The 20,066-nt window shown below is 59.3% G+C and carries 25 protein-coding genes; 11 read left to right on the top strand and 14 right to left on the bottom strand.

The features are described 5' to 3' along the window. Positions 1 to 4 precede the first annotated feature (4 nt). Both AO353_RS19110 and AO353_RS19105 read right to left on the bottom strand, forming a co-directional pair. Complete coding sequence (locus AO353_RS19110; RefSeq protein WP_054596354.1) at positions 5 to 1,234, bottom strand: winged helix-turn-helix domain-containing protein; 1,230 nt, start codon at positions 1,232 to 1,234, stop codon at positions 5 to 7. Positions 1,235 to 1,298: 64 nt separating this feature from the next. Beyond that, complete coding sequence (locus AO353_RS19105; RefSeq protein WP_054598273.1) at positions 1,299 to 1,514, bottom strand: DUF1127 domain-containing protein; 216 nt, start codon at positions 1,512 to 1,514, stop codon at positions 1,299 to 1,301. A gap of 97 nt (positions 1,515 to 1,611) precedes the next feature. Between AO353_RS19105 and AO353_RS19100 the strand changes: the two genes are divergently transcribed. After that, positions 1,612 to 2,466, top strand: coding sequence for a LysR substrate-binding domain-containing protein (locus AO353_RS19100; protein ID WP_162491287.1), 855 nt, complete (start codon positions 1,612 to 1,614; stop codon positions 2,464 to 2,466). Here the strand turns inward: AO353_RS19100 and AO353_RS19095 are convergent. Further along, complete coding sequence (locus tag AO353_RS19095; RefSeq protein WP_173859977.1) at positions 2,456 to 3,190, bottom strand: sulfite exporter TauE/SafE family protein; 735 nt, start codon at positions 3,188 to 3,190, stop codon at positions 2,456 to 2,458. The two genes, AO353_RS19100 and AO353_RS19095, sit on opposite strands and share 11 nt — an antisense overlap. 121 nt (positions 3,191 to 3,311) lie before the next feature. Here AO353_RS19095 and AO353_RS19090 point away from each other — a divergent pair, with 121 nt between their 5' ends. Both AO353_RS19090 and AO353_RS19085 read left to right on the top strand, forming a co-directional pair. After that, a complete protein-coding gene (locus AO353_RS19090) occupies positions 3,312 to 3,773 on the top strand; it encodes a MarR family winged helix-turn-helix transcriptional regulator (protein ID WP_054596351.1) in 462 nt (153 codons plus the stop codon). A gap of 303 nt (positions 3,774 to 4,076) precedes the next feature. Then, positions 4,077 to 4,496 (top strand): organic hydroperoxide resistance protein, encoded by a 420-nt coding sequence (locus AO353_RS19085; protein WP_054596350.1) that lies wholly within the window; start codon positions 4,077 to 4,079, stop codon positions 4,494 to 4,496. A 77-nt stretch (positions 4,497 to 4,573) separates the two neighbouring features. Here AO353_RS19085 and AO353_RS19080 read toward each other — a convergent pair whose 3' ends face one another. Both AO353_RS19080 and earP read right to left on the bottom strand, forming a co-directional pair. Beyond that, positions 4,574 to 5,143, bottom strand: coding sequence for an elongation factor P (locus tag AO353_RS19080; RefSeq protein WP_007943632.1), 570 nt, complete (start codon positions 5,141 to 5,143; stop codon positions 4,574 to 4,576). Between the two features lie 48 nt (positions 5,144 to 5,191). Further along, positions 5,192 to 6,325, bottom strand: coding sequence for an elongation factor P maturation arginine rhamnosyltransferase EarP (gene earP, locus AO353_RS19075; protein ID WP_054596349.1), 1,134 nt, complete (start codon positions 6,323 to 6,325; stop codon positions 5,192 to 5,194). Positions 6,326 to 6,447: 122 nt separating this feature from the next. On the opposite strand from earP, the gene AO353_RS19070 reads away from it, so the two are divergent. Both AO353_RS19070 and AO353_RS19065 read left to right on the top strand, forming a co-directional pair. Continuing rightward, the gene (locus AO353_RS19070; protein ID WP_054596348.1) at positions 6,448 to 6,849 is read left to right on the top strand and encodes a hypothetical protein; all 402 of its coding nucleotides are present in this window, start codon (positions 6,448 to 6,450) and stop codon (positions 6,847 to 6,849) included. Between the two features lie 2 nt (positions 6,850 to 6,851). Beyond that, positions 6,852 to 7,334: a GreA/GreB family elongation factor gene (locus tag AO353_RS19065; RefSeq protein ID WP_054596347.1), complete on the top strand. Its 483-nt coding sequence runs from the start codon at positions 6,852 to 6,854 to the stop codon at positions 7,332 to 7,334. Positions 7,335 to 7,339: 5 nt separating this feature from the next. Here AO353_RS19065 and cysB read toward each other — a convergent pair whose 3' ends face one another. The 5 genes from cysB to AO353_RS19040 all read right to left on the bottom strand — a co-directional run bounded on the left by cysB (position 7,340) and on the right by AO353_RS19040 (position 11,297). Further along, positions 7,340 to 8,314, bottom strand: coding sequence for an HTH-type transcriptional regulator CysB (gene cysB / locus AO353_RS19060; RefSeq protein WP_007955684.1), 975 nt, complete (start codon positions 8,312 to 8,314; stop codon positions 7,340 to 7,342). A 113-nt stretch (positions 8,315 to 8,427) separates the two neighbouring features. After that, positions 8,428 to 8,928, bottom strand: coding sequence for a universal stress protein (locus AO353_RS19055; RefSeq protein ID WP_054596346.1), 501 nt, complete (start codon positions 8,926 to 8,928; stop codon positions 8,428 to 8,430). Positions 8,929 to 9,021: 93 nt separating this feature from the next. Beyond that, complete coding sequence (locus tag AO353_RS19050) at positions 9,022 to 9,927, bottom strand: 5'-nucleotidase (protein WP_054596345.1); 906 nt, start codon at positions 9,925 to 9,927, stop codon at positions 9,022 to 9,024. Between the two features lie 24 nt (positions 9,928 to 9,951). Next, positions 9,952 to 10,914, bottom strand: coding sequence for a putative 2-dehydropantoate 2-reductase (locus AO353_RS19045; RefSeq protein WP_054596344.1), 963 nt, complete (start codon positions 10,912 to 10,914; stop codon positions 9,952 to 9,954). Continuing rightward, the gene (locus tag AO353_RS19040) at positions 10,911 to 11,297 is read right to left on the bottom strand and encodes a thioredoxin family protein (protein ID WP_054596343.1); all 387 of its coding nucleotides are present in this window, start codon (positions 11,295 to 11,297) and stop codon (positions 10,911 to 10,913) included. Before AO353_RS19040 ends, AO353_RS19045 begins: the two co-directional genes overlap by 4 nt. Here AO353_RS19040 and AO353_RS19035 point away from each other — a divergent pair. Then, positions 11,296 to 11,727 (top strand): PilZ domain-containing protein, encoded by a 432-nt coding sequence (locus tag AO353_RS19035; protein ID WP_054596342.1) that lies wholly within the window; start codon positions 11,296 to 11,298, stop codon positions 11,725 to 11,727. The two genes, AO353_RS19040 and AO353_RS19035, sit on opposite strands and share 2 nt — an antisense overlap. A 143-nt stretch (positions 11,728 to 11,870) precedes the next feature. After that, on the top strand, positions 11,871 to 12,947 hold the full coding sequence (locus AO353_RS19030) for a 3-deoxy-7-phosphoheptulonate synthase (RefSeq protein WP_054596341.1): 1,077 nt from the start codon (positions 11,871 to 11,873) through the stop codon (positions 12,945 to 12,947). Between the two features lie 63 nt (positions 12,948 to 13,010). Here the strand turns inward: AO353_RS19030 and AO353_RS19025 are convergent, their stop codons facing one another. Then, positions 13,011 to 13,292, bottom strand: a complete 282-nt coding sequence (locus tag AO353_RS19025; RefSeq protein ID WP_019692933.1) for a GNAT family N-acetyltransferase — start codon at positions 13,290 to 13,292, stop codon at positions 13,011 to 13,013. Between the two features lie 635 nt (positions 13,293 to 13,927). Between AO353_RS19025 and oprI the strand changes: the two genes are divergently transcribed. Further along, positions 13,928 to 14,179 carry an outer membrane lipoprotei OprI gene (gene oprI / locus AO353_RS19020; RefSeq protein WP_002553018.1) on the top strand — a complete coding sequence of 84 codons (252 nt, stop codon included), beginning with the start codon at positions 13,928 to 13,930 and terminating at the stop codon, positions 14,177 to 14,179. A gap of 124 nt (positions 14,180 to 14,303) precedes the next feature. On the opposite strand, the gene AO353_RS19015 is transcribed toward oprI, so the two are convergent. From AO353_RS19015 to AO353_RS19005, 3 genes are all read right to left on the bottom strand, one after another. Then, on the bottom strand, positions 14,304 to 15,272 hold the full coding sequence (locus tag AO353_RS19015; protein WP_054596340.1) for a L,D-transpeptidase family protein: 969 nt from the start codon (positions 15,270 to 15,272) through the stop codon (positions 14,304 to 14,306). 103 nt (positions 15,273 to 15,375) lie between these two features. After that, entirely contained in the window at positions 15,376 to 15,669 is a 294-nt protein-coding gene (locus tag AO353_RS19010) for a hypothetical protein (protein ID WP_019692935.1), read from the bottom strand. 58 nt (positions 15,670 to 15,727) lie between these two features. Then, on the bottom strand, positions 15,728 to 16,333 hold the full coding sequence (locus tag AO353_RS19005; protein WP_054596339.1) for an arylesterase: 606 nt from the start codon (positions 16,331 to 16,333) through the stop codon (positions 15,728 to 15,730). A gap of 10 nt (positions 16,334 to 16,343) precedes the next feature. Here AO353_RS19005 and AO353_RS19000 point away from each other — a divergent pair, with 10 nt between their 5' ends. From AO353_RS19000 to greB, 3 genes are read left to right on the top strand one after another with little or no spacing between them, the layout of a single operon-like run. Continuing rightward, a complete protein-coding gene (locus AO353_RS19000; protein WP_054596338.1) occupies positions 16,344 to 17,030 on the top strand; it encodes an ABC transporter ATP-binding protein in 687 nt (228 codons plus the stop codon). After that, positions 17,030 to 19,534 carry an ABC transporter permease gene (locus tag AO353_RS18995; RefSeq protein WP_054596337.1) on the top strand — a complete coding sequence of 835 codons (2,505 nt, stop codon included), beginning with the start codon at positions 17,030 to 17,032 and terminating at the stop codon, positions 19,532 to 19,534. The genes AO353_RS19000 and AO353_RS18995 overlap by 1 nt, the downstream gene beginning before the upstream one ends. Positions 19,535 to 19,568: 34 nt before the next feature. Then, a complete protein-coding gene (greB, locus tag AO353_RS18990) occupies positions 19,569 to 20,066 on the top strand; it encodes a transcription elongation factor GreB (protein WP_054596336.1) in 498 nt (165 codons plus the stop codon).

Raw genomic sequence — 20,066 nt, 5'->3', positions numbered from 1 at the left:
CAGCTCAGGCACCGCCAATCTGCGTCAACGCCACCCGCAACCGCGCCGCACTGGTCCGCGGGCAATTGAGCTGAATCTGCTCCAACCCCAACCAATCGGCCATCTGCCGAAGATTCGCCGCCAACGCCTGCATCCCCTGCTCATCCAGGCCTTGCTCTTCTTCGTGCACCGCATGCACTGCCAATCGACCCAACGCCCGTTCCGCTCGAAGATCGACCCGCGCGGCAATCCGCTCGTTGTGCAAAAACGGCAGCACGTAATAGCCGTAAACCCGCTTGTCTGGTGGCGTGTAGATTTCCAGTCGATAACGAAAATCGAACAACCGCTCGGTTCGACTGCGTTCCCAGATCAACGAATCAAACGGTGAAAGCAACGCACTGGCTTCAACCTTACGCGGCACTTTTGGCTCCGGCAGGCAGTATGCCGGTTGCTTCCAGCCCTGCACCCCGCACACCAGCAACTCACCATTTTCAACCAGCTCGGCCAGGCCGTTGCGGCACTCGGTCAGACCCAAACGAAAATAGTCGCGCAGATCCTTTTCCGTGCCGACACCCAACGCATTGGCTGCATGCAACAGCAATCCGCGTTGCGCCTCGGTTTCGCCGAGCAGCGGTTGCTTGAGTATCGATTCGGGAATCACCCGTTCCGGCAAGTCGTAAAGACGCTCAAAACCGCGACGCCCCGCCACCGTCACTTCGCCGGCAGCGAACAACCATTCCAGTGCATGCTTTTCAGCGCTCCAATCCCACCACGGACCGGCCCGCTCCTGGCGCGTCGACAAACTGCCAGCGCCGAGTGCACCCAGCTCCTGGACTGAAGCCAGGACGCGGCGAATGGTCTCTTGCTGTTCGCGACCGAATCGCGCCAGTTGCTGATAGATCCCCTCGCCTTGCGCCGCGCGCTGCATGCGCCAACGCATCAAGGGATACATCGACAGCGGCAACAACGACGCTTCATGCCCCCAATACTCGAACAACGTACGCCGTCGGCCCTGGCTCCAGGCGGCCTGGTCGAGCAAGTCGGCGGAGTAGTTGCCAAGACGCGAGAACAGCGGAAGATAGTGCGAGCGCACCAGTGCGTTGACCGAATCGATTTGCAGAATACCCAAGCGTTCGATCAGGCGGTTGAGCTGAGCGGGCTTGACCGCCGCTGGCGGCTGGCGCCCGGTGAAACCCTGGGCGGCCAGTGCCAGACGCCGAGCCTGCTTGAGGGATAAGGACAGTTCTGCGGGCATGTGCATCTCCTTGTCTGCTCGCAAACTACCTCAGTGTGAAGCTGCTTGTGTAGCGGTTCGGTACTCATTTGTGCATCGGGTCATCCCAGAATGGCCGGACGACTTCATGCTCGACATCGGCGCGGCTGATACCGATATCCTTGAGCGCCTCATCACTCATGCTCGCCAGCAAAGCGCGCTCACGATGAAGTTCATGCCAGCGGACGATTTTTTCCAGCCAATGGCCCAGGGAAAACCCGTGAAACTTTCCAACCAGCACATAACCTTTTTGACCTTTCATCATCTTGCCCTCCGTTGTAGATGACTGAAGTCTCGCGCCGGAGCTAAGATCAATCCAACGAATGTTTCTTATGCAATACATCTCTGAGATTGATGAATTGAGCCACTACCCGAGTATCGATACGGAAGTCCTGCGCACCTTCGTTGCCATTGCCGACCAGGGTGGTTTCACCCGCGCTGGCGAGCTGGTCAATCGCACGCAATCGGCGGTGAGCATGCAGATGAAACGGCTGGAAGAGGATGTGCTGCAACGCCAGTTGTTTCAGCGCGACGGCCGTCAGGTGAAGCTGACCGCCGAGGGTCAGGTGTTGCTCGGTTATGCCCGGCGGATCCTGAAACTCCACAGCGAAGTGTTCAACACCCTGCGTGAGCCACACATGGTCGGCACGGTGCGCATCGGCACCCCGGATGACTATGTCATGCGTTTCTTGCCGGGCATCCTCTCGCGCTTTGCCCAGGCCTATCCGCTGATCCAGATCGAAGTCCATTGCGAGTCATCCAAGCAGCTATTGCTGCGTCAGGACCTGGACCTGTCGATCGTCACCCGCGAACCCGGCAGCGAGATCGGCCAGTTGCTGCGCAAGGAGCGGTTTGTCTGGGCGCAGGCGCAGTGCTTCAACCCCAACGAGCAGACGCCGCTGCCTCTGGCGATGTTCAACAGTGATTGTTTTTGCAGGCTTTGGGCCTGCAATGCGCTAGACGCTTCCGGGCGCGAGTACCGGATCGCCTACAACAGTTCGAGCCTGTCGGCGATCATGGCGGTGGTCAGCGCCGGGCTGGCGGTCACCGCGCAACTGGAAAGCCTGATCACCCAGGACATGCGCATCCTCGGCGAGGCTGAAGGCCTGCCCTTGTTGCCCGAAGCCAGCATCATGCTGGTGCGCAACCTGAACAACCCTTCACCCATCACCGAATGCCTGGCGGAGCACATTGTCGAAGGCTTCAAACTTTAAAGGCGAGCATCACCGCGCAGAGCACCAGAAAGGCGCAGAACAACCCGCGCAGCAAACGCTCCGGCATGGCGTGGGCGATCTTCACGCCCCAGCTGATGCTCAGTAAACCGCCGACGGCCATCGGCAGTGCGATGCTCCAGTTCACTTGATGATGGAGCGCGTAAGTCACCAGCGTGACGCCGGTGCTGGGCAAGGCCAGCGCCAATGACAACCCTTGAGCCACCACTTGCGTGGTGCCGAACAGGCTGGTGAGCACCGGCGTCGCCACCACCGCGCCGCCCACGCCGAATAACCCGCCCATGGTCCCCGACGCTGCGCCCAACACACCCAGCCAAGGCCACGAGTAACGCATCTGCGAGGCAGCCGGCGCAGTGGCCATGAACATGCGCAACAAGTTGTAGGCCGACAAGGCGATCAGGAACGCTACAAAACCGATGCGCATCAGCTGTGCATCAATGCCCACCGCCCAGATCGAGCCGATCCAGGCAAAGCAGAAGCCCATCGAAGCCAGCGGCAATGCGTGGCGCAGTTCGATGCGATTGCGCTGATGATAGCGCCACAGCGCCAGCATCACGTTAGGCACCACCATGACCAGCGCCGTGCCCTGGGCAATTTGCTGATCCAGACCGAACAACACGCCCAACGCGGGAATCGCGATCAAACCACCGCCAATCCCGAACACACCGCCGACAGTGCCCAGCGCAGCGCCGAGCACCAGATACATGACTAACTCAATCACTGACGACTCCCTCTCAAATCAGGCCTCGCATCCTAAACCAAAAATTATCTGGCGCATTAAAGACTCGACCGCTAAATTCATGACGATGAATGATCAAGGTTTAGACATGAACACCCAACGCAACACCCCGGACAACTGCGACAACCTGCTGCTGGATAACCAGCTGTGCTTTGCCCTGCACTCAACCTCACTGCTGATGACCAAGGTCTACAAACCCTTGTTGCAAGCACTGGGCCTGACCTATCCGCAATACCTGGCAATGATGGTGCTGTGGGAGCGCGACGGGCTGACCGTCGGCGAAATCAGCACGCGCCTGCTGACCGATCCCGGCTCCCTGACGCCACTGCTCAAACGCCTGGAAGCCGAAGGCCTGCTGAGCCGCACCCGCAGCCGCGAAGATGAACGCGTGGTGATTGTCGAGCTGACCGAACAAGGTCGCGCCCTGCGGGAAAAAGCCCGAGAGATTCCGCCGTGCATCCTCGGCGCCAGCGGCCAGACCCTGGAACAAATGCGCAAACTGCAGGCCGATCTGCAAAATCTGCGCAGTCATCTGCAAGAGAGCCTCTGAGCGGGCTGCCTGAGCTACCGCGTCATCGTTCATCGCGGGCAAGCCCTGCTCCTACAGGTTTGTAGGAGCAGGGCTTGCCCACGAAGACGGCTGCCTTGAGATAAAAATCTCTCTCCTCACATATCCCCCGCCAGCACCTCTAGCTCAATACTTCCAGGCGCATGTATCCACTTGCCAGTCTGCCTTCGACAAACATTTTTAAAAATTATATTGCGCGCAAAACATTCGCGAGCTACATTTATTTCGCAATTACTTAGCGCGCAAACCTTTAGCGCAAAATAAAATTCGAACGAGGCCCATACCATGCAAACTCTCTATACCGCAGTTGCAACCGCTACCGGTGGCCGTGATGGTCGCGCCGTTTCCAGCGACAACATCCTCGACGTCAAGCTCGCCACGCCAAAAGAACTCGGCGGTGCCGGCGGTGCGGCGACCAACCCTGAGCAACTGTTCGCGGCCGGTTACTCCGCATGCTTCATTGGCGCACTGAAATTCGTCGCCAGCCAGACCAAGCGCAAAATCCCTGATGATGCCTCGATCACCGCTCACGTCGGGATTGGCCAGATTCCAGGTGGTTTCGGTCTCGACATCGACCTGCACGTCAGCCTACCAGGCGTGGAACAGGCCGACGCGCAATCGCTGGTCGACGCCGCGCACCAGGTCTGCCCGTACTCCAACGCCACGCGCGGCAATGTAGACGTTCGCCTGCACGTCACTGTCTGAGTGTTCGCACCCAACAGACGCACACAAAAAAGCCCGACTCGATGGTCGGGCTTTTTCTTTCCTGCAAAAAACTGCGCTTATTTAGCGCGGCCTTTGTAAGAACCGCCTTCGCGGGTATCGATCTCGATCATGTCGCCGATTTCGATGAAGTCGGCAACCGACAGTTCGGTACCGTTCTTCAGTTTGGCAGGCTTCATCACCTTGCCGGAAGTGTCACCGCGAGCGGAACCTTCGGTGTAGTCAACCTGACGCACGATAGTGGTCGGCAGTTCTACGGAAACCAGACGCTCTTCGAAGAAGATCGCTTCGCAAACATCGGTCATGCCTTCTTCAACGAAAGGCAGAACAGCTTCGATGTCTTCGGCGTTCAGCTCGTACATGGTGTAGTCAGTGGTGTCCATGAACGTGTAGGTGTCGCCGCTGATGAACGACAGGGTCGCTTCTTTGCGGTCGAGGATTACGTCGTCCAGTTTGTCGTCAGCGCTGTAAACGATCTCGGTCTTGTAACCGGTCAGCAGGTTTTTCAGCTTGGTCTTCATGATCGCGCTGTTACGACCGGACTTGGTGAATTCAGCTTTCTGAACCAGCCAAGGGTCGTTTTCGAGACGGATCACCGTACCGGGTTTCAGTTCTTTACCAGTTTTCATTGCGAATATCCGAATTTGGATGGGATTTACAAAAATCTAGGCCGCGTATCATATCCAATTTAGGTAAAACTGCACCAGCGCCGAAGCAAGATCGGCCTGCAAAGCCTGTTCCAGACACCATGCCTGGGCGTGCTTTTGCAGTTCTGGCCAGTGTTCCTGTGCCGCAACCCATGCCTGAGCCATTCCAGCGCCCGTGTTCCAGGCTCGCCATAACCCGACGAGCGCGGCTTTTGCCGCCGGTGAAAGGCCTGCGGTGTACAGCGTCAGAAAGGCTTCGAGTTTGTCCAGGTGGACATCTTCTTCCTGTTGATAAATATGCCACAGCATTGGCCGGGCCGCCCATTGCGCGCGGACGAACGAGTCCTCTCCACGCACCGCATTGAAATCACAACACCACAGCAGCAGGTCATATTGATCCTGCCGGACGAACGGCAACACCTGCACGGTCAACGCCCCGCGCACCTGTAATGCGCCGACACCAAGCCCTTCAACGCCCAGCCAGCGCTCGACGTCGCCCAGGATCCGGCCCTCGGGCACCAGCAGATGAGTGGAATGAACGTCGCCCGCCATGACGTCCAGCCAATCGGCCAATCCGGCATTCTCGTAGGCAAACAACGAAATCAGCCGTGCACCGTCGGCGCGATCGACGCCCAGCCCTTGCAGGAATTCGCGCTGAGCCTCAGTGCTGTGTTGAAACTGCTCGCGCCGTTCCAGCAACCCGCGCTCACGCAGCAAACCGCCGGTACCCGCCTGAAACCCCGGGAAGAAGAAGTACTTCTGCACCTGTTTGTACTTCACCGACGGCAAGCCATGGCAGCCGACGATCCAGTCTTCGGCACTCAAATAATCGAGGTTCATCCACAGCGGAGTCTTTTCGCGCGCCGCCATTGCCTCCATATAGGCATGCGGCAACTGGCAGGCGAATGCAGCGATCACCACATCGGCGGCCTCTGTCGGCGCCCAGTCGGCCGGCCAATGGCAGACCTCGACGCCTTGCTGCCACTGCCGGGCAGCACTGATGTCGAGTTCCGGGCACAAGCGTTCGAACGCCCGCAGGTCATCGACCCACAGCCGTACTGCGCAGTGATGTTCGGCCACCAATTGTCGAGCCAGACGCCAGGTCACGCCGATGTCGCCGTAGTTGTCGACGACCGTGCAGAAAATATCCCAGTCGACTTTCATTCCAGGCTCCGTGAGGCAAAGAACTTAATTGTCCGCATAAATCGTTGCGCGCAGAAGAGCCGACGCCGATTAATCTTCATGCGACAATCGCCGCAGCCCACCACCCTCGCCAGGAAGCAGCCATGCCCTACCGTCCACACGTTCGCCGCACGGTGTCCATCACACTCAGCCCATTGCAACTGATTGCCAGCATCGCCGTGGGTTTGTGGCTGGGCTTTTTGGCCATCGCGCTGACCTGCTGGCTGGCGTCGAAACTGCTGTTCAGCGAACAACTCGCCCCGCTTGCCGATGCGGCGCGTCGAATAGCACAACCCAAGCCTGCGGCGGTTGAACCGACACCCGAGAATCCGATGTTCGAGCAGTACAAGGAAAACCTGCGCAAACAGGCGCAACAGCAAACGCTCGATCAGGCACGCAGCAATACCCGTAACCTGTCCAACCCGAAATGCCAGTTCTGGATGCAGCAAGACCAAACCGCACCCAGCGAAAAAAGCCGCGCCAACGTCCAGCAATTCTGCGATTGATCATGAACAAACACACGGTCCACCAACTGATTCTGGAAAAGCTTGCGGTCGATCTCGACATCGCCGAGCGTGCAGCGCAAACCGCGTACGAAACCGCGACTCACGAAGAAAACATCGCCGAGAACAAGTACGACACCCTGGGACTGGAAGCGTCTTATCTGGCCGCCGGACAGGCCAAACGGGTGGAGGAAATCCGCCAGTCGCTGGCACTGTGCCAGAACCTGACATTGCGCGCTTATGACGACCAGCGCGGGATTGAAGTCGGTTCACTGTTGGGCCTGGAAGACGAAAAGGGGCGCGAACAGTGGCTGTTCCTGGCGCCTGATGCGGCCGGCTTGAAGGTTGATCTGGTGGGGCAACTGATTACCGTCATCACCCCGCGCTCACCGCTGGGCAAAAGTTTGCTGGGCAAGTTCGAGGGCGATGAGGTGGAGATCGTGGTGGCGGGCACTCGGCAACAGTTCGCTGTCACCGAGGTCGTCTAGTCAGTTCAATGAACCGGTAGTTCAACGCCTTCGAACAGCTCTTCCAGTTCCTGCTTGTTGTGGCACTGGATGGCTTTGGCCATGACTTCGCGAGTCAGGTGCGGGGCGAACTTCTCGATGAAGTCGCACATGAAGCCACGCAGGAACGTCCCGCGACGGAAACCGATTTTGGTCACGCTGGATTCGAACAGTTCGCTGGCGTCGAGCACCACCAGGTCGTTGTCGAGTTTGGTATCGACGGCCATTTTCGCCACGATCCCGACACCCAGACCCAAGCGAACATAAGTCTTGATCACGTCGGCGTCGGCGGCGGTGAACACCACTTTCGGGGTCAGGCCGCGATGGCTGAAGGCTTCGTCGAGTTTCGAGCGACCGGTGAAACCGAACACGTACGTCACGATCGGGTATTCAGCCAGGGCTTCGAGGGTCAGCTTCGGCAGCTTGGTCAGCGGGTGACCTTGCGGCACGACTACGCAACGGTTCCAGCGGTAGCACGGCATCATCACCAGATCGCCGAACAGCTCCAGCGCTTCGGTGGCGATGGCAAAATCCACGGTGCCGTCAGCGGCCATTTCGGCGATCTGCATCGGCGAACCCTGGTGCATGTGCAGGGCAACGTCCGGGTATTGCTTGATGAAATTGCTGATCACCGGTGGCAGTGCATAACGTGCCTGGGTGTGGGTGGTGGCAATCGACAGGGTGCCTTTCTTCTCGTTGGAGAACTCCTGAGCGATCTGCTTGATGCTTTCGACCTTGCGCAGAATTTCGCCAGCGGTGGTGATGATTCGTTCACCGGCCGGGGTGACTCGGGTCAGGTGTTTGCCGCTGCGCGCGAAAACCTCGACACCCAATTCGTCTTCCAGCAGACGGATCTGCTTGCTGATGCCCGGCTGCGAGGTGTACAGGCTTTGGGCCGTTGCGGAAACGTTGAGGTCGTGGTGCGCCACTTCCCAGATGTAGCGCAATTGTTGAAGCTTCATATGAATCCCTCAAAGCAGATAGACGCCACGGGCATCAGCGACGGTATATAACTATATTAATGGTTTGAAGAATAAATCTAGAACTTTTTCATCAAAAGGCCAGCATTCTCGCCTTAAATATCGCCGTGACGCCGACGCTGCGACAATGGCACCAGGTAAACCGGCACGTGCGACAACTGCAGCACACGCGCAGCAGTCCGTCCCAACGGTGTTTCTCCACCGGCCCCATGGCTGTGACTTCCTAGGATCAACAAATCCACCGAGAGTTTCTGTGCCTGATCAAGAATGACCTGCGACGGGTCACCCTGAAATACTCTGACCGATTGAATCAGCTCCAGGTCCTGCTGCCCCTCCCCCAACTCTTCGCGAAAGCTGTCGAATACCCGCTGCTCGATATTGGCCATCACCGTGTTCAAACCCTGGCTGTGAAATTCATTCAAGGCTTGCTCATCGAGATAGCTCTGCAACACCGATTCGGCAAAAAGCCCCATAGGCTCAACGGCGTGCACCACATACAGATCGGCTTTGAATGTTCGTGCCAATGCCAACGCATGCTGCATCACAAAGGGTGCGTACAGGCCGAGGTCAGTGGCATACAGCATCGAATGGATCATTTGATCTCCTCGAATGCAAAGATGGCGGCGATTAATTCAGCTTAGCAGCGCCACAGCGATACGACGTTCTGCGCAAGGCATTGAACGTTGGGCTTAAATCTTCAGTTCATTACTGACACCGTGAGGGACGTGGCCGGTGGCGACCACCTCACGCGCCAACTCGCAATGACCTGCCTGGTCGTCGAAAAAAACGTCGGCGGCGAAGGCTTCAAGAAACGCCGATTTCGCCAGCCCGCCGAGAAACAGCGATTCGTCGAGTCGAATATCCCACTCGCGCAACGTACGGATTACCCGCTCGTGAGCCGGTGCCGAACGCGCGGTCACCAGTGCAGTGCGGATCGGGCAACTGTCATCAGGAAACTCGCGCTGCAACAGATTGAGCGCGGCCAGAAAACCTTTGAACGGACCTCCGCGCAACGGCTCGCGAGCGGCTTCACGCTCGTTGGCCTGAAAGGCCTCGAGGCCACCCGACTGATAAACCCGCTCCGACTCATCGGAAAACAGCACGGCGTCGCCATCGAAGGCGATGCGCAATTCTTCACTGGCGGCGCGGCTCGCACCACCCGACAGAATCGTCGCCGCCGCGAAGCCGGCGTCGAGCGCGCTGCGCACGTCATCGGCATGGGTGGAGAGAAACAGATCGCAGCCGAAGGCCTTCAGGTACGGATACGGACTGCGCCCACCGACAAACGCCGCGCGGGAAATCGTCAGGCCGTAATGGTGAATCGAGTTGAAGACTCGCAAACCGGTGTCTGCACTATTGCGCGACACCAGCACCACCTCGACCCGCGCCCGACCGAGGCTGGTATTGAGGTTCAACAGTTTTTGCACCAGTGGGAACGCATCACCCGGCTCGAGGATTTCGTCTTCGTGCTCGATCTGATACTGCCGATAAGCCTCGACGCCACTCGCCAGATAGAGCTTGTGGCTTTCGCTCAGATCGAACAGCGCTCGCGAAGAAATCGCCAGCACCAATTTATCGCCTATCCCTTTTGCCATGCTGCTCCCCCCAGGTGAAACGACTTAACCGTTATGCCGATCGATAAAACCCAGGGCCTGATACAAGGCCTCGATTTTCGGCAACTCGCAACCGGCGGCCTTGGCGGCTGCCAGTGGCCGCGCATAAATCGCAGCCAGTTCCAGTGGCCGTTTATGCTGGTAGTCGTGGTACATGCTCGGCCAGTAGTCGGGCATTTTTTCGGTGACCTTGAACAGGTGCTCGGCATACCCCGGCGGCATGCTGTGGCCACAGGCAAGTGCGCCCTTCACCACTTCGGCCATCAATGCCTGAATCAGTTCACGGCTGCTGTCATCAGTCATCAGCGGTGTCGTGCTCGCGCCGAGCAAGACCGATAACCCGTTGTACGGAACATTCCAGACCAGTTTTTGCCAGCGCGCCTGCTGAAGGTTGCTCATCGCCTGCGATTCAAGACCGGCGGTACGAAACAACCCTGCCCCTTGCTCGACAATCGCCTGACGCGCAGTCTCGTCATCAAGCGCCGGTCCGCTGTGATAACCCACGTTCACCGCACCGAGTGCCTGATGTTCGATCACTCCGGGCCCCGCGCGGTGAACGCAGATAAAGCACAGCCCACCCAACAAGTGCAGTGAGTCGGGTAACAGATCGCGCAGGCTGTCTTCGACATCCAGGCCATTTTGCAGCAACAGGACCTTCGCCCCCGGCGCCGCAGCCTTGATGATCGCCGGTGCAAGCTCGGCGTTGCTGGTGGTTTTCGCGCCGACCAGCAACCAGTCGCACAGCGGCATATCGTCGGCCGACGAATACGCCTGAACCGGATTCAAGGTCAATGCGCCATAGGGCGCGCTGTTGAGTTGCAGGCCGCGTTCGGCGACCGCTGAAAACTCGCTGCGCAACAGAAAGTGCACATCGAACCCGGCCCGCGCCAGCATTACGCCGTAAAAGCCACCGATTGCTCCGGTGCCGATAATGCCGATTCTCGGCTTTTCAACTGCAGTGCCCGTCATGGCAACTCCTCTGGATTTCGACTCAGCGCCTGCCCCAGCGCAGCATTCAGTTCGGTGCGGGCCAGGCGCGACTGTAACGCCCCATAAAACTCGCCATCGCGCACGACAAACAACGCGGGCAAATGAAAGACCTGATAACGCTCCACCACACCACCGTTGTTCCCCGCGTCGATCCAGCACAGCTGATCGACTTCAAGCTCCAGTTCCGGCAACTGCTGGCGCGCCCAACGGCAACTGGAACAGCCGACGCTGGTAAAAATCACCAGCGACACACCACTCATCGCCAACAGCCGCTGGTCGGCATCGAAATCAGTCAGCTCGCATTCGACAACTATACTGGGTGAAGCACTGTCGAAAGACCGACACTTGGAGTCTGTGTTCATGGGGCGCTTTATTCCTCATCCTGACGATGTGCCTGTCGAGTTAACGTTGCGCAAGCATCAGTGTATTTCTCGGCAAGAACTGCACACTATCAGTCTCGGAGGCGTGGCTTGCAATTACCACCGCGCCTGGCGCAAAGGAACGGCACTGGAAGTGCGAATGCCGACCCTGAGCGGAAATGTCTGTTATCTGGGCTACGTGGCCTGGTGCCTGCGACGAAAGCACGGTTATCTGGTCGGCATCGCGTTCATCGACGAACAGACCCTGTTTAAAGCGCGGATGGGCGAGCAGGTCTGCCAGATTGAACGTTTTTACCGTCAGCAAAAGCCCCAGGTTGAACAGCAAAGCGTCGATGCGCTGGCCCTCGAATGGCTCGACCAGCATGCCACCGAGTACTCTCACGAGACCGTTCGACAGGCCTTTGCGCAGTAAACGCTGGATAAACCCGCGCCTGCCCATTGTCGAGCCACCGCGTAACGCGCTAAGGTTCGGCTCCCCGCTGCGCTTAAATCATGCTGTGCTCCGCCGCGCGGGGATCGCTGGCGGCCGGCACCCGTGACCTGACGAGTAACACGATGGCTGATTTACCGATCAATGACCTAAACGTCGCCTCCAACGAGACGCTGATCACTCCTGACCAGCTCAAGCGTGATATCCCCCTGAGCGATGCTGCCCTGCGCACCGTGACCAAGGGCCGCGAAGTCATTCGCAATATCCTGGATGGCACCGACCACCGCCTGTTCGTCGTCATCGGGCCTTGCTCGATCCACGACATCAAGGCTGCACACGAATATGCCGAGCGCCTCAAGGTACTCGCCGCTGAAGTGTCCGATACCCTGTATCTGGTCATGCGGGTCTATTTCGAGAAGCCACGTACCACCGTCGGCTGGAAAGGCCTGATCAACGACCCGTACCTGGATGACTCGTTCAAGATTCAGGATGGCTTGCACATTGGTCGTCAGTTGCTGCTGGACCTGGCCGAAATGGGCCTGCCGACGGCGACCGAAGCCCTTGACCCGATCTCGCCACAGTACCTGCAGGACCTGATCAGCTGGTCGGCGATTGGCGCACGCACCACCGAGTCCCAAACGCACCGTGAAATGGCTTCGGGCCTTTCCTCGGCAGTCGGCTTCAAGAACGGCACCGACGGTGGCCTGACGGTTGCCATCAACGCCCTGCAATCGGTTTCCAGCCCGCACCGCTTCCTGGGGATCAACCAGGAAGGTGGCGTGTCGATCGTCACCACCAAGGGCAACGCCTACGGTCACGTGGTGCTGCGCGGCGGCAACGGCAAGCCGAACTACGATTCGGTCAGCGTCGCACTCTGCGAGCAAGCGCTGAACAAGGCGAAGATCAAGCCGAACATCATGGTCGACTGCAGCCACGCCAACTCCAACAAGGACCCGGCGCTGCAACCGCTGGTGATGGAGAACGTGGCCAACCAGATCCTCGAAGGCAACCAGTCGATTATCGGCCTGATGGTCGAAAGCCATTTGAACTGGGGTTGCCAGGCGATTCCAAAAGACCTCGCCGAGTTGCAATACGGCGTGTCGATCACCGACGCCTGCATCGATTGGACAGCGACCGAAAACACCTTGCGCAGCATGCATGCCAAGCTCAAGGATGTGCTGCCGAAACGTCAGCGCACCTGACTGCATTCAGCGCACACAAAAACGCCGGGCTAAGCCCGGCGTTTTTTTATTCGGTGATCCTGCTCAGAGCTTGGCCGCATGCCGCTGGTGACGTTCCATGTAGCGCTCCACGTAGGAACACGACGGAATGACTGTGTAGCCCATTTCCTCGGCGTACTGCAGCGCCTGTTCGGTCAACGCCGCCGCAATACCGCGACCACGCAGCGCGTTGGGCACGAAAGTACGATAGATATCCAAGGTCTGTTTCCCCAGATCCATATAGGTCAGGTAGGCACGATGACCGTCCACATTGGTCTCGAACTGATGACCAGCCTGGTCATGGTGGATGGACAACGCCTCGCTCATCACTACTCCTCGCGGGTCTTGAACTGACCCCTACCTTACCGATGTTTTCCCGGCGAAGGAACCTCTACGCCACCCCGTGTCTGTTTGGACACCGAGAGGAACTGCAGCCATCTCGCGCAACCGGACACATTTCGAATAGTAGTCACCAAAGGCTGAAATGCTCAAGGCGCACTTGTCATCATGTCGATTGCGTCGGTCCAGCGCAGGGCACGTAGTGGCGGCTCGACCGAACATCTCCCCTGGTCGATAGCCTGAACATTGCCGGATGTTGAGACTTAAGACGAACCGGCCTTGTTAAAGTCACCTCTAGATGCACAAAGAGGCGTGAGCCGCTCCGCAAATTCTGAACAAAAGTGTAGACGAATCGATATAGAGCGACTTGGGCTCTAGAGCGTGAAACAGTCATATTCGTCTGTCAGCTATACAAGCAGGTCGCTCAGGGCGGGCTTCCCAGCTGACTAATTTTTATACAACACGATTAAAAGTTGCTCGAAAAAGATTCCGCGCCTACAATTTTTTTTGCTTCTTGCGCTACGTCAGTTTACTTACTACAAGTAATGGGTAGTATGTATGCCGGCTATTTCCTCACTCTGAGGAGACAGCTACTTAATAGAAAGTCCTTGAAGGGGAACACGATGAACAACGTTCTGAAATTCTCTGCTCTGGCTCTGGCCGCAGTTCTGGCTACCGGTTGCAGCAGCGTATCGAAAGAAACCGAAGCACGTCTGACTGCTACTGAAGACGCAGCAGCTCGCTCCCAGGCTCGTGCAGACGAAGCCTACCGTAAAGCTGATGAAGCTCTGGCTGCTGCTCAAAAAGCACAACAGACTGCTGACGAAGCTAACGAGCGTGCTCTGCGCATGCTGGACAAAGCTAGCCGCAAGTAATAGTCCTCGGGACTGTTATCAAGCCGATCCATTTTTTGGGTCGGCTTTTTTATTGCCCCGATTTTGCCGAGGGCAATAAAAAACCCGCCGACGCTGTGAGGCCCCGGCGGGTCGTTTGAAGCGCTTACTGCAGATCGATCGGTACAGCCGACGCCACAGGCGCGGAGGTATTCGGTACAGCGATTTCCACCGGCATACCATCTTCAGCGGCGACCACGTCGCGCACCACATCCCAGTTCATGCGCAGGTTCTTGGCCAGGTCTTCACGCTTGAGCAAAGCGTTGATCACCGCGGTGTGCTTGTCGACCACCGACGGGTTGCCAGTGTCGTCCAGCGGCGTATGCGCCTCCAGGTAAACCTTGCCGCCACTCATGCCGAACTTGTACGGGTCGTTGAGGATCCGCACCGACGTTCCCACCGGCACCATGCCGGCCATTTCCAGCACATTGTTGTTGAACATGCGGAAGCAGCCATGGCTGGTACGCATGCCGATACCGAACTTCTTGTTCGAACCGTGAATCAGGTAGCCCGGTGTGCCCAACGTGAACTTGAACGGCCCCAGCGGGTTGTCCGGGCCGGCCGGCACGACGTTTGGCAGCGGATCGCCATCGGCGGCGTGTTCGGCCTTGATCGAGGCTGGAGGGGTCCAGGTCGGGTTCGGTGTTTTGGCAGTGATGCTGGTGTGGGCGATGGGTGAGCCCCAGCCTTCACGACCAATACCCAGCGGGAAGGTGTACACCACGTTCCGGCCTTTGGGGTAGTAGTAGAGGCGATACTCGGCCAGGTTGATCACGATGCCTTCACGCGGGCCTGGTGGCAGGATGAAGCGTGTTGGCAGTACGACTTCGGTACCAGCACCCGGCAACCACGGATCGACGCCCGGGTTGGCGGCGACCATTTCCAGGTAGCCCAGATCGTAGGTGGTGCCCAGATCGGCAAAGGTGTCTTCGTACTTGGCTTTGACCGTTTGCACCTGGCCGACGATATCTTCGCCCGGCGGCGGTAAAGGCAGCTCCAATGCTGCAACGGGACCCGCTACACACAAGGCGGCAAGAGACAAGTAGCGGGTGACGGCAGGAAAGCGCGGCAGCATCCGGAACATCCTTCGTATGATCAACAGAGGGTATGGGGGCAAGATTGTACACCGAAGCCCCCGAATTCGGGGAGCCGGGTCGATGGACTACCCTTTGAGGGCTTTACAGCTCGAAGCGCAACTCGGGCCAGATCGGCGATGTGCCGCGCTTTTGCGATTCCAGGATCGCCCGGCATAGCGAGCACAGTCGCTGGTCCTGAAACACCGTCCGGTCGACGCTCGACCAGCGCGGTTGTGCCGGCAGCAAAGTGCCGCACAGGGTACGGTCGGCCGAGCCACCCAACTCCAGTTGACGCGTCACCAGATGCACCCGGACTTCCTGGCAGGCGAACAGATCCAGCTGTTCGTCAGGCTCGATCAGTTGGTAGGCAAACAGGGACCAGGCAGGACGCGGCATCGGGGGCTCCAAATCAGGGGGGCGCCACATTAGCCGAAAGACTGCCGCTAGAAAAGCGTCATAACAGCGGTTTTAGCGTAGGCCAGACATTTTCCAGCAACTTGCCCTGCGCCGCGACCGCCGGATGAATGCCATCGGCCTGCATCAGCTCGGGATTCCCGCCGATTCCCTGAAGAAAAAACGGCACCAGCGGGACTTTTTTCTCCTCGGCCAGATCGCTGTAGACCTTCGCGAACGCCTCGGTGTAGCGCACCCCATAATTGGGTGGCAATTGCATACCCAGCAGCAGCACCCTGGCACCGCTGGCCCTGGCGTTGTCGATCATCGACGCAAGATTTTGTTGCAATTGCGTTGGCAGCAATCCGCGCAGCCCGTCGTTGCCCCCCAACTCGAGAATCACCACCTCAGGCTTATGCTCCACAAGCAACGCCGGCAGGCGTGCCTGGCCGCCGGCACTGGTGTCGCCACTGATGGACGCATTGACCACCGTCTCGGTGAAACCTTCGTGCTTGAGCCGCTGCTCGAGCAACGACACCCAGCCTTGCCGGGTATCCAGGCCGAAAGCTGCGCTGATACTATCGCCAACGATCAGGACTGTACCCGCCGCTGCGTTCTGGGCCATGCACATCAAGGCCAGGCCAGCACTCAAAAACCACACACGCATCGGACTCTCCATGGGCGCAAGCATTCTCACTGCGCGGAACCTTAGCAAAGTGGTTCCCAGCGCGGAAGGTGAACTGACCATCCTGCACGAACTCAGCCTGGAACTGAACAAGGGCGACAGTTTGGCCATCGTCGGCAGTTCCGGCTCCGGCAAATCCACCCTGCTGGGTTTGCTGGCGGGTCTCGACCTGCCCAGCAGCGGCGAAGTCACCCTTGCCGGGCAAGCCCTGAGCAATCTGGATGAAGACCAGCGCGCGCGGATACGCGCCGAGCATGTCGGCTTCGTGTTCCAGTCGTTCCAGTTGCTCGACAGCCTCAACGCCCTGGAAAACGTCATGTTGCCGCTCGAGCTGGACGGCCGCAAAGACGCCCGCGAACGCGCCACCGAACTGCTGCGCCGCGTTGGCCTGGGCCAACGCCTGAGCCATTCGCCGCGCCAGCTTTCCGGTGGCGAACAACAGCGCGTGGCGATCGCCCGGGCATTTGCCGCCGAACCCGACGTGCTGTTTGCCGACGAACCTACCGGCAACCTCGACACGCATACTGGCGAGCACATCAGCGACCTGCTCTTTGAACTCAATAAAGAAAGCGGCACGACGCTGGTCCTGGTGACCCACGACGAACGCCTGGCACACCGTTGCCACCGTCTGATCCGCCTTGAAGCCGGCCTATTGGTCGTCGCCCCTCTGGAGCCTTGATGGCACGTTTGCCGCTGTTGCGCCTGTTCAGTCTCGCCATTCGCCAATTGCTGCGCGATGCCCGCGCCGGAGAACTGCGGGTGTTGTTCTTCGCCCTGTTGGTCGCCGTGGCGGCGAGTACCGCCATCGGCTATTTCGGTGCCCGCCTGAACGGCGCCATGCTGCTGCGCGCCACCGAGTTTCTGGGGGCGGATATGCTGCTGGAAGGCAGCTCACCCGCGCGCCCGGAACAAATTCAATCCGGCAAGGAGCTGGGGCTGCAACACGCCCAAGTGGTGGAGTTTTCCAGCGTCATCGCCACCGACAACGGCATTCAGCTGTCGAGCATCAAAGCGGTCGACGGGGTCTATCCATTACGCGGCCAGCTGAAAAGCGCGCCCGCGCCGTTCGCTCCCGAAGAGGCCGGTGGAAGTCCGAAACCGGGCGAAGCCTGGGCCGAAGCGCGCCTGCTGACGGCACTGAATCTGAAGGTCGGTGACACCATCGACGTCGGCATGAAAACCCTGCACCTGACTCGTGTGCTGACCTATGAGCCGGACCGTGCCGGCAATTTCTACAGCCTCACGCCCCGGGTGATGATCAATCTCGCCGACCTGGCGGCCACCGGTGTGGTCCAGCCCGGCAGCCGGGTCAGTTACCACGAACTCTGGCGCGGCACGGCACCGGCCCTGGAAACCTATCGAGAGCTGATCAAACCGGGGCTGGCCGCCAACCAGCGCCTGCAGGACGCCCGCGACGGCAACCGGCAAATCGGCGGTGCGCTGGGCAAAGCCGAACGTTACTTGAACATGGCCAGCCTGGTCGCCGTGCTGTTGTCCGGCGTTGCCGTGGCGCTCTCGGCGACCCGATTCGCCACCCGCCGCTTCGACGCCAGCGCGCTGCTGCGCTGCCTGGGTTTATCGCGTCGGGAAACCCTGCTGCTGTTCAGCGTACAACTGACTGTACTCGGCCTGCTGGCCAGCCTCAGCGGCGCCCTCCTCGGCTGGCTTGCGCAGTTGGGGTTGTTCGCCTTGCTGGGTGAATTGCTGCCCAGCGATGTACCGCCGGGCGGGCTGCTACCGGCCATCGCCGGGATCGGCACCGGACTGGTCGCTCTCGCCGGATTCGCCCTGCCGCCACTGGCAGCACTGGGTCGCGTACCACCGCTGCGGGTACTGCGCCGCGACATACTGCCAATCCCTTCCAGCACCTGGATGGTTTACGGCACCGCACTGGCAGCCTTGGGCCTGATCATGTGGCGCTTGAGCCTGGACCTGCTGCTGACCTTCGCCCTGCTCGGTGGCGGTGTCATCGCCGCACTGGTCCTCGGCGGCCTGTTGCTGCTGGTACTCAACAGCCTGCGGCGCCTGTTGGCCCGTGCATCCTTGCCGTGGCGGCTGGGTCTGGGCCAATTGCTGCGTCACCCATTGGCGGCGGCGGGACAATCGCTGGCCTTCGGCTTGATTCTATTGTCGATGGCGCTGATCGCCCTGCTGCGCGGTGAATTGCTGGATACCTGGCAAAACCAGTTGCCAAAAAACGCCCCAAACTACTTCGCACTGAATATTTTGCCCGCCGACAAACAGGCCTTCACCGATCGGCTGATCGAACTCTCCGCGCAATCGGCGCCACTGTACCCGGTGGTGCCGGGACGGCTGATCAGCATCAACGGCGAACCGGTGCAAGGCATCGTCAGCAAGGACACCGAAGGTGATCGGGCCATCCAGCGCGATCTGAGCCTGACCTGGGCTGCCGACCTGCCCGCCGGCAACAGCATCACGGCTGGTAGCTGGTGGTCTACGCAGCCGACAGGCGATGTACCCGGTGTTTCGGTGGAAGGCAAAGTGGCCGAGAGCCTGAAGCTCAAGCTCGGCGATCATCTGGTTTTCAGCATCGGCGGGGTCAACCGCGAGGTGCAGGTCACCAGCTTGCGCAAGATCAACTGGGACAACTTCCAGCCGAACTTCTTCATGATCTTCCAGCCCGGCACCTTGAAAGACCTGCCGGCTACTTACCTGACCAGTTTTTACCTGGCGGCCGGTCATGACCAACAGATCATCGATCTTGCGCGAGCGTTCCCGGCGGTGACCATTCTGCAGGTCGAAGCCTTGCTGGCGCAGCTGCGCAGCATCCTTGAGCAAGTCACGCTGGCGGTCGAGTACGTGTTGTTGTTCGTGCTCGCGGCCGGCATGGCAGTGCTGTTTTCCGGCTTGCAGGCGACACTCGACGAGCGCATTCGCCAAGGTGCATTGCTACGTGCGCTGGGTGCCGAACGGCAGTTGCTGGTCAAGGCGCGGCGTATCGAGTTCGGTTTGCTCGGAGCCGTCAGCGGTTTGCTCGCGGCGCTGGGCTCGGAACTGGTGAGCCTGGTGCTTTACCGCTATGCGTTCGATCTGGCCTGGCATCCGCATCCGTGGCTGCTGTGGTTGCCGGTGATTGGGGCATTGCTGATCGGCGGTGCGGGCGTGTTCGGCACTCGTCGGGCGCTGAATGCCAGCCCCCTGACAGTCTTGCGCGAGGGTTGATAAACTTGATGCCTCCTGACCAAAAGAAACCGCAATGAGCCGCTATCGCCCTCCTCGCACCGCCGGCACCGCCCTCATCACGCCTGAGGGCGAAGCGCGGATGCGTGCCGAGTTCCATGAGCTCTGGCATGTACGCCGCCCCCAGGTGACCCAATCGGTCAGCGAGGCTGCTGCGCAGGGCGACCGCTCTGAAAACGCCGAGTACACCTACGGCAAAAAGATGCTGCGCGAGATCGACAGCCGCGTGCGGTTTCTCACCAAGCGGCTGGAAGCGCTCAAGGTTGTCAGCGAAAAACCCAGTGATCCCAACAAGGTCTACTTTGGGGCCTGGGTGACCATCGAGGATGAACACGGCAAAGAGTCGCGCTATCGCATCGTCGGCCCGGATGAGCTTGATCTCAAACTAGGCTTGATCAGCATCGACTCACCACTGGCGCGGGCCTTGATCGGCAAAGCGCTGGATGCCGAAGTCCAGGTTCAGACGCCTACTGGCGAGCAGTTCGTGTATATCGTCGCAATCGACTATCCCTGA

It is taken from the genome of Pseudomonas fluorescens, assembly GCF_001307155.1.
GTDB classification, from domain to species: Bacteria; Pseudomonadota; Gammaproteobacteria; order Pseudomonadales; family Pseudomonadaceae; genus Aquipseudomonas; species Aquipseudomonas helvetica.
The sequence above is the reverse complement of the archived record's forward strand: the minus strand, read 5'-3'. Positions and strand labels throughout refer to the sequence as shown.

What these genes read in the sequence shown, in the direction of transcription:
- AO353_RS19110 (WP_054596354.1), bottom strand. Translation starts at nt 1,234, where the DNA reads ATGCCCGCAGAACTGTCCTTATCCCTCAAGCAGGCTCGGCGTCTGGCA.
- AO353_RS19105 (WP_054598273.1), bottom strand. Translation starts at nt 1,514, where the DNA reads ATGAAAGGTCAAAAAGGTTATGTGCTGGTTGGAAAGTTTCACGGGTTT.
- AO353_RS19095 (WP_173859977.1), bottom strand. Translation starts at nt 3,190, where the DNA reads ATGTATCTGGTGCTCGGCGCTGCGCTGGGCACTGTCGGCGGTGTGTTC.
- AO353_RS19090 (WP_054596351.1), top strand. Translation starts at nt 3,312, where the DNA reads ATGAACACCCAACGCAACACCCCGGACAACTGCGACAACCTGCTGCTG.
- AO353_RS19085 (WP_054596350.1), top strand. Translation starts at nt 4,077, where the DNA reads ATGCAAACTCTCTATACCGCAGTTGCAACCGCTACCGGTGGCCGTGAT.
- AO353_RS19080 (WP_007943632.1), bottom strand. Translation starts at nt 5,143, where the DNA reads ATGAAAACTGGTAAAGAACTGAAACCCGGTACGGTGATCCGTCTCGAA.
- earP (WP_054596349.1), bottom strand. Translation starts at nt 6,325, where the DNA reads ATGAAAGTCGACTGGGATATTTTCTGCACGGTCGTCGACAACTACGGC.
- AO353_RS19070 (WP_054596348.1), top strand. Translation starts at nt 6,448, where the DNA reads ATGCCCTACCGTCCACACGTTCGCCGCACGGTGTCCATCACACTCAGC.
- AO353_RS19065 (WP_054596347.1), top strand. Translation starts at nt 6,852, where the DNA reads ATGAACAAACACACGGTCCACCAACTGATTCTGGAAAAGCTTGCGGTC.
- cysB (WP_007955684.1), bottom strand. Translation starts at nt 8,314, where the DNA reads ATGAAGCTTCAACAATTGCGCTACATCTGGGAAGTGGCGCACCACGAC.
- AO353_RS19055 (WP_054596346.1), bottom strand. Translation starts at nt 8,928, where the DNA reads ATGATCCATTCGATGCTGTATGCCACTGACCTCGGCCTGTACGCACCC.
- AO353_RS19050 (WP_054596345.1), bottom strand. Translation starts at nt 9,927, where the DNA reads ATGGCAAAAGGGATAGGCGATAAATTGGTGCTGGCGATTTCTTCGCGA.
- AO353_RS19045 (WP_054596344.1), bottom strand. Translation starts at nt 10,914, where the DNA reads ATGACGGGCACTGCAGTTGAAAAGCCGAGAATCGGCATTATCGGCACC.
- AO353_RS19035 (WP_054596342.1), top strand. Translation starts at nt 11,296, where the DNA reads ATGGGGCGCTTTATTCCTCATCCTGACGATGTGCCTGTCGAGTTAACG.
- AO353_RS19040 (WP_054596343.1), bottom strand. Translation starts at nt 11,297, where the DNA reads ATGAACACAGACTCCAAGTGTCGGTCTTTCGACAGTGCTTCACCCAGT.
- AO353_RS19030 (WP_054596341.1), top strand. Translation starts at nt 11,871, where the DNA reads ATGGCTGATTTACCGATCAATGACCTAAACGTCGCCTCCAACGAGACG.
- AO353_RS19025 (WP_019692933.1), bottom strand. Translation starts at nt 13,292, where the DNA reads ATGAGCGAGGCGTTGTCCATCCACCATGACCAGGCTGGTCATCAGTTC.
- oprI (WP_002553018.1), top strand. Translation starts at nt 13,928, where the DNA reads ATGAACAACGTTCTGAAATTCTCTGCTCTGGCTCTGGCCGCAGTTCTG.
- AO353_RS19015 (WP_054596340.1), bottom strand. Translation starts at nt 15,272, where the DNA reads ATGCTGCCGCGCTTTCCTGCCGTCACCCGCTACTTGTCTCTTGCCGCC.
- AO353_RS19010 (WP_019692935.1), bottom strand. Translation starts at nt 15,669, where the DNA reads ATGCCGCGTCCTGCCTGGTCCCTGTTTGCCTACCAACTGATCGAGCCT.
- AO353_RS19005 (WP_054596339.1), bottom strand. Translation starts at nt 16,333, where the DNA reads ATGCGTGTGTGGTTTTTGAGTGCTGGCCTGGCCTTGATGTGCATGGCC.
- AO353_RS19000 (WP_054596338.1), top strand. Translation starts at nt 16,344, where the DNA reads ATGGGCGCAAGCATTCTCACTGCGCGGAACCTTAGCAAAGTGGTTCCC.
- AO353_RS18995 (WP_054596337.1), top strand. Translation starts at nt 17,030, where the DNA reads ATGGCACGTTTGCCGCTGTTGCGCCTGTTCAGTCTCGCCATTCGCCAA.
- greB (WP_054596336.1), top strand. Translation starts at nt 19,569, where the DNA reads ATGAGCCGCTATCGCCCTCCTCGCACCGCCGGCACCGCCCTCATCACG.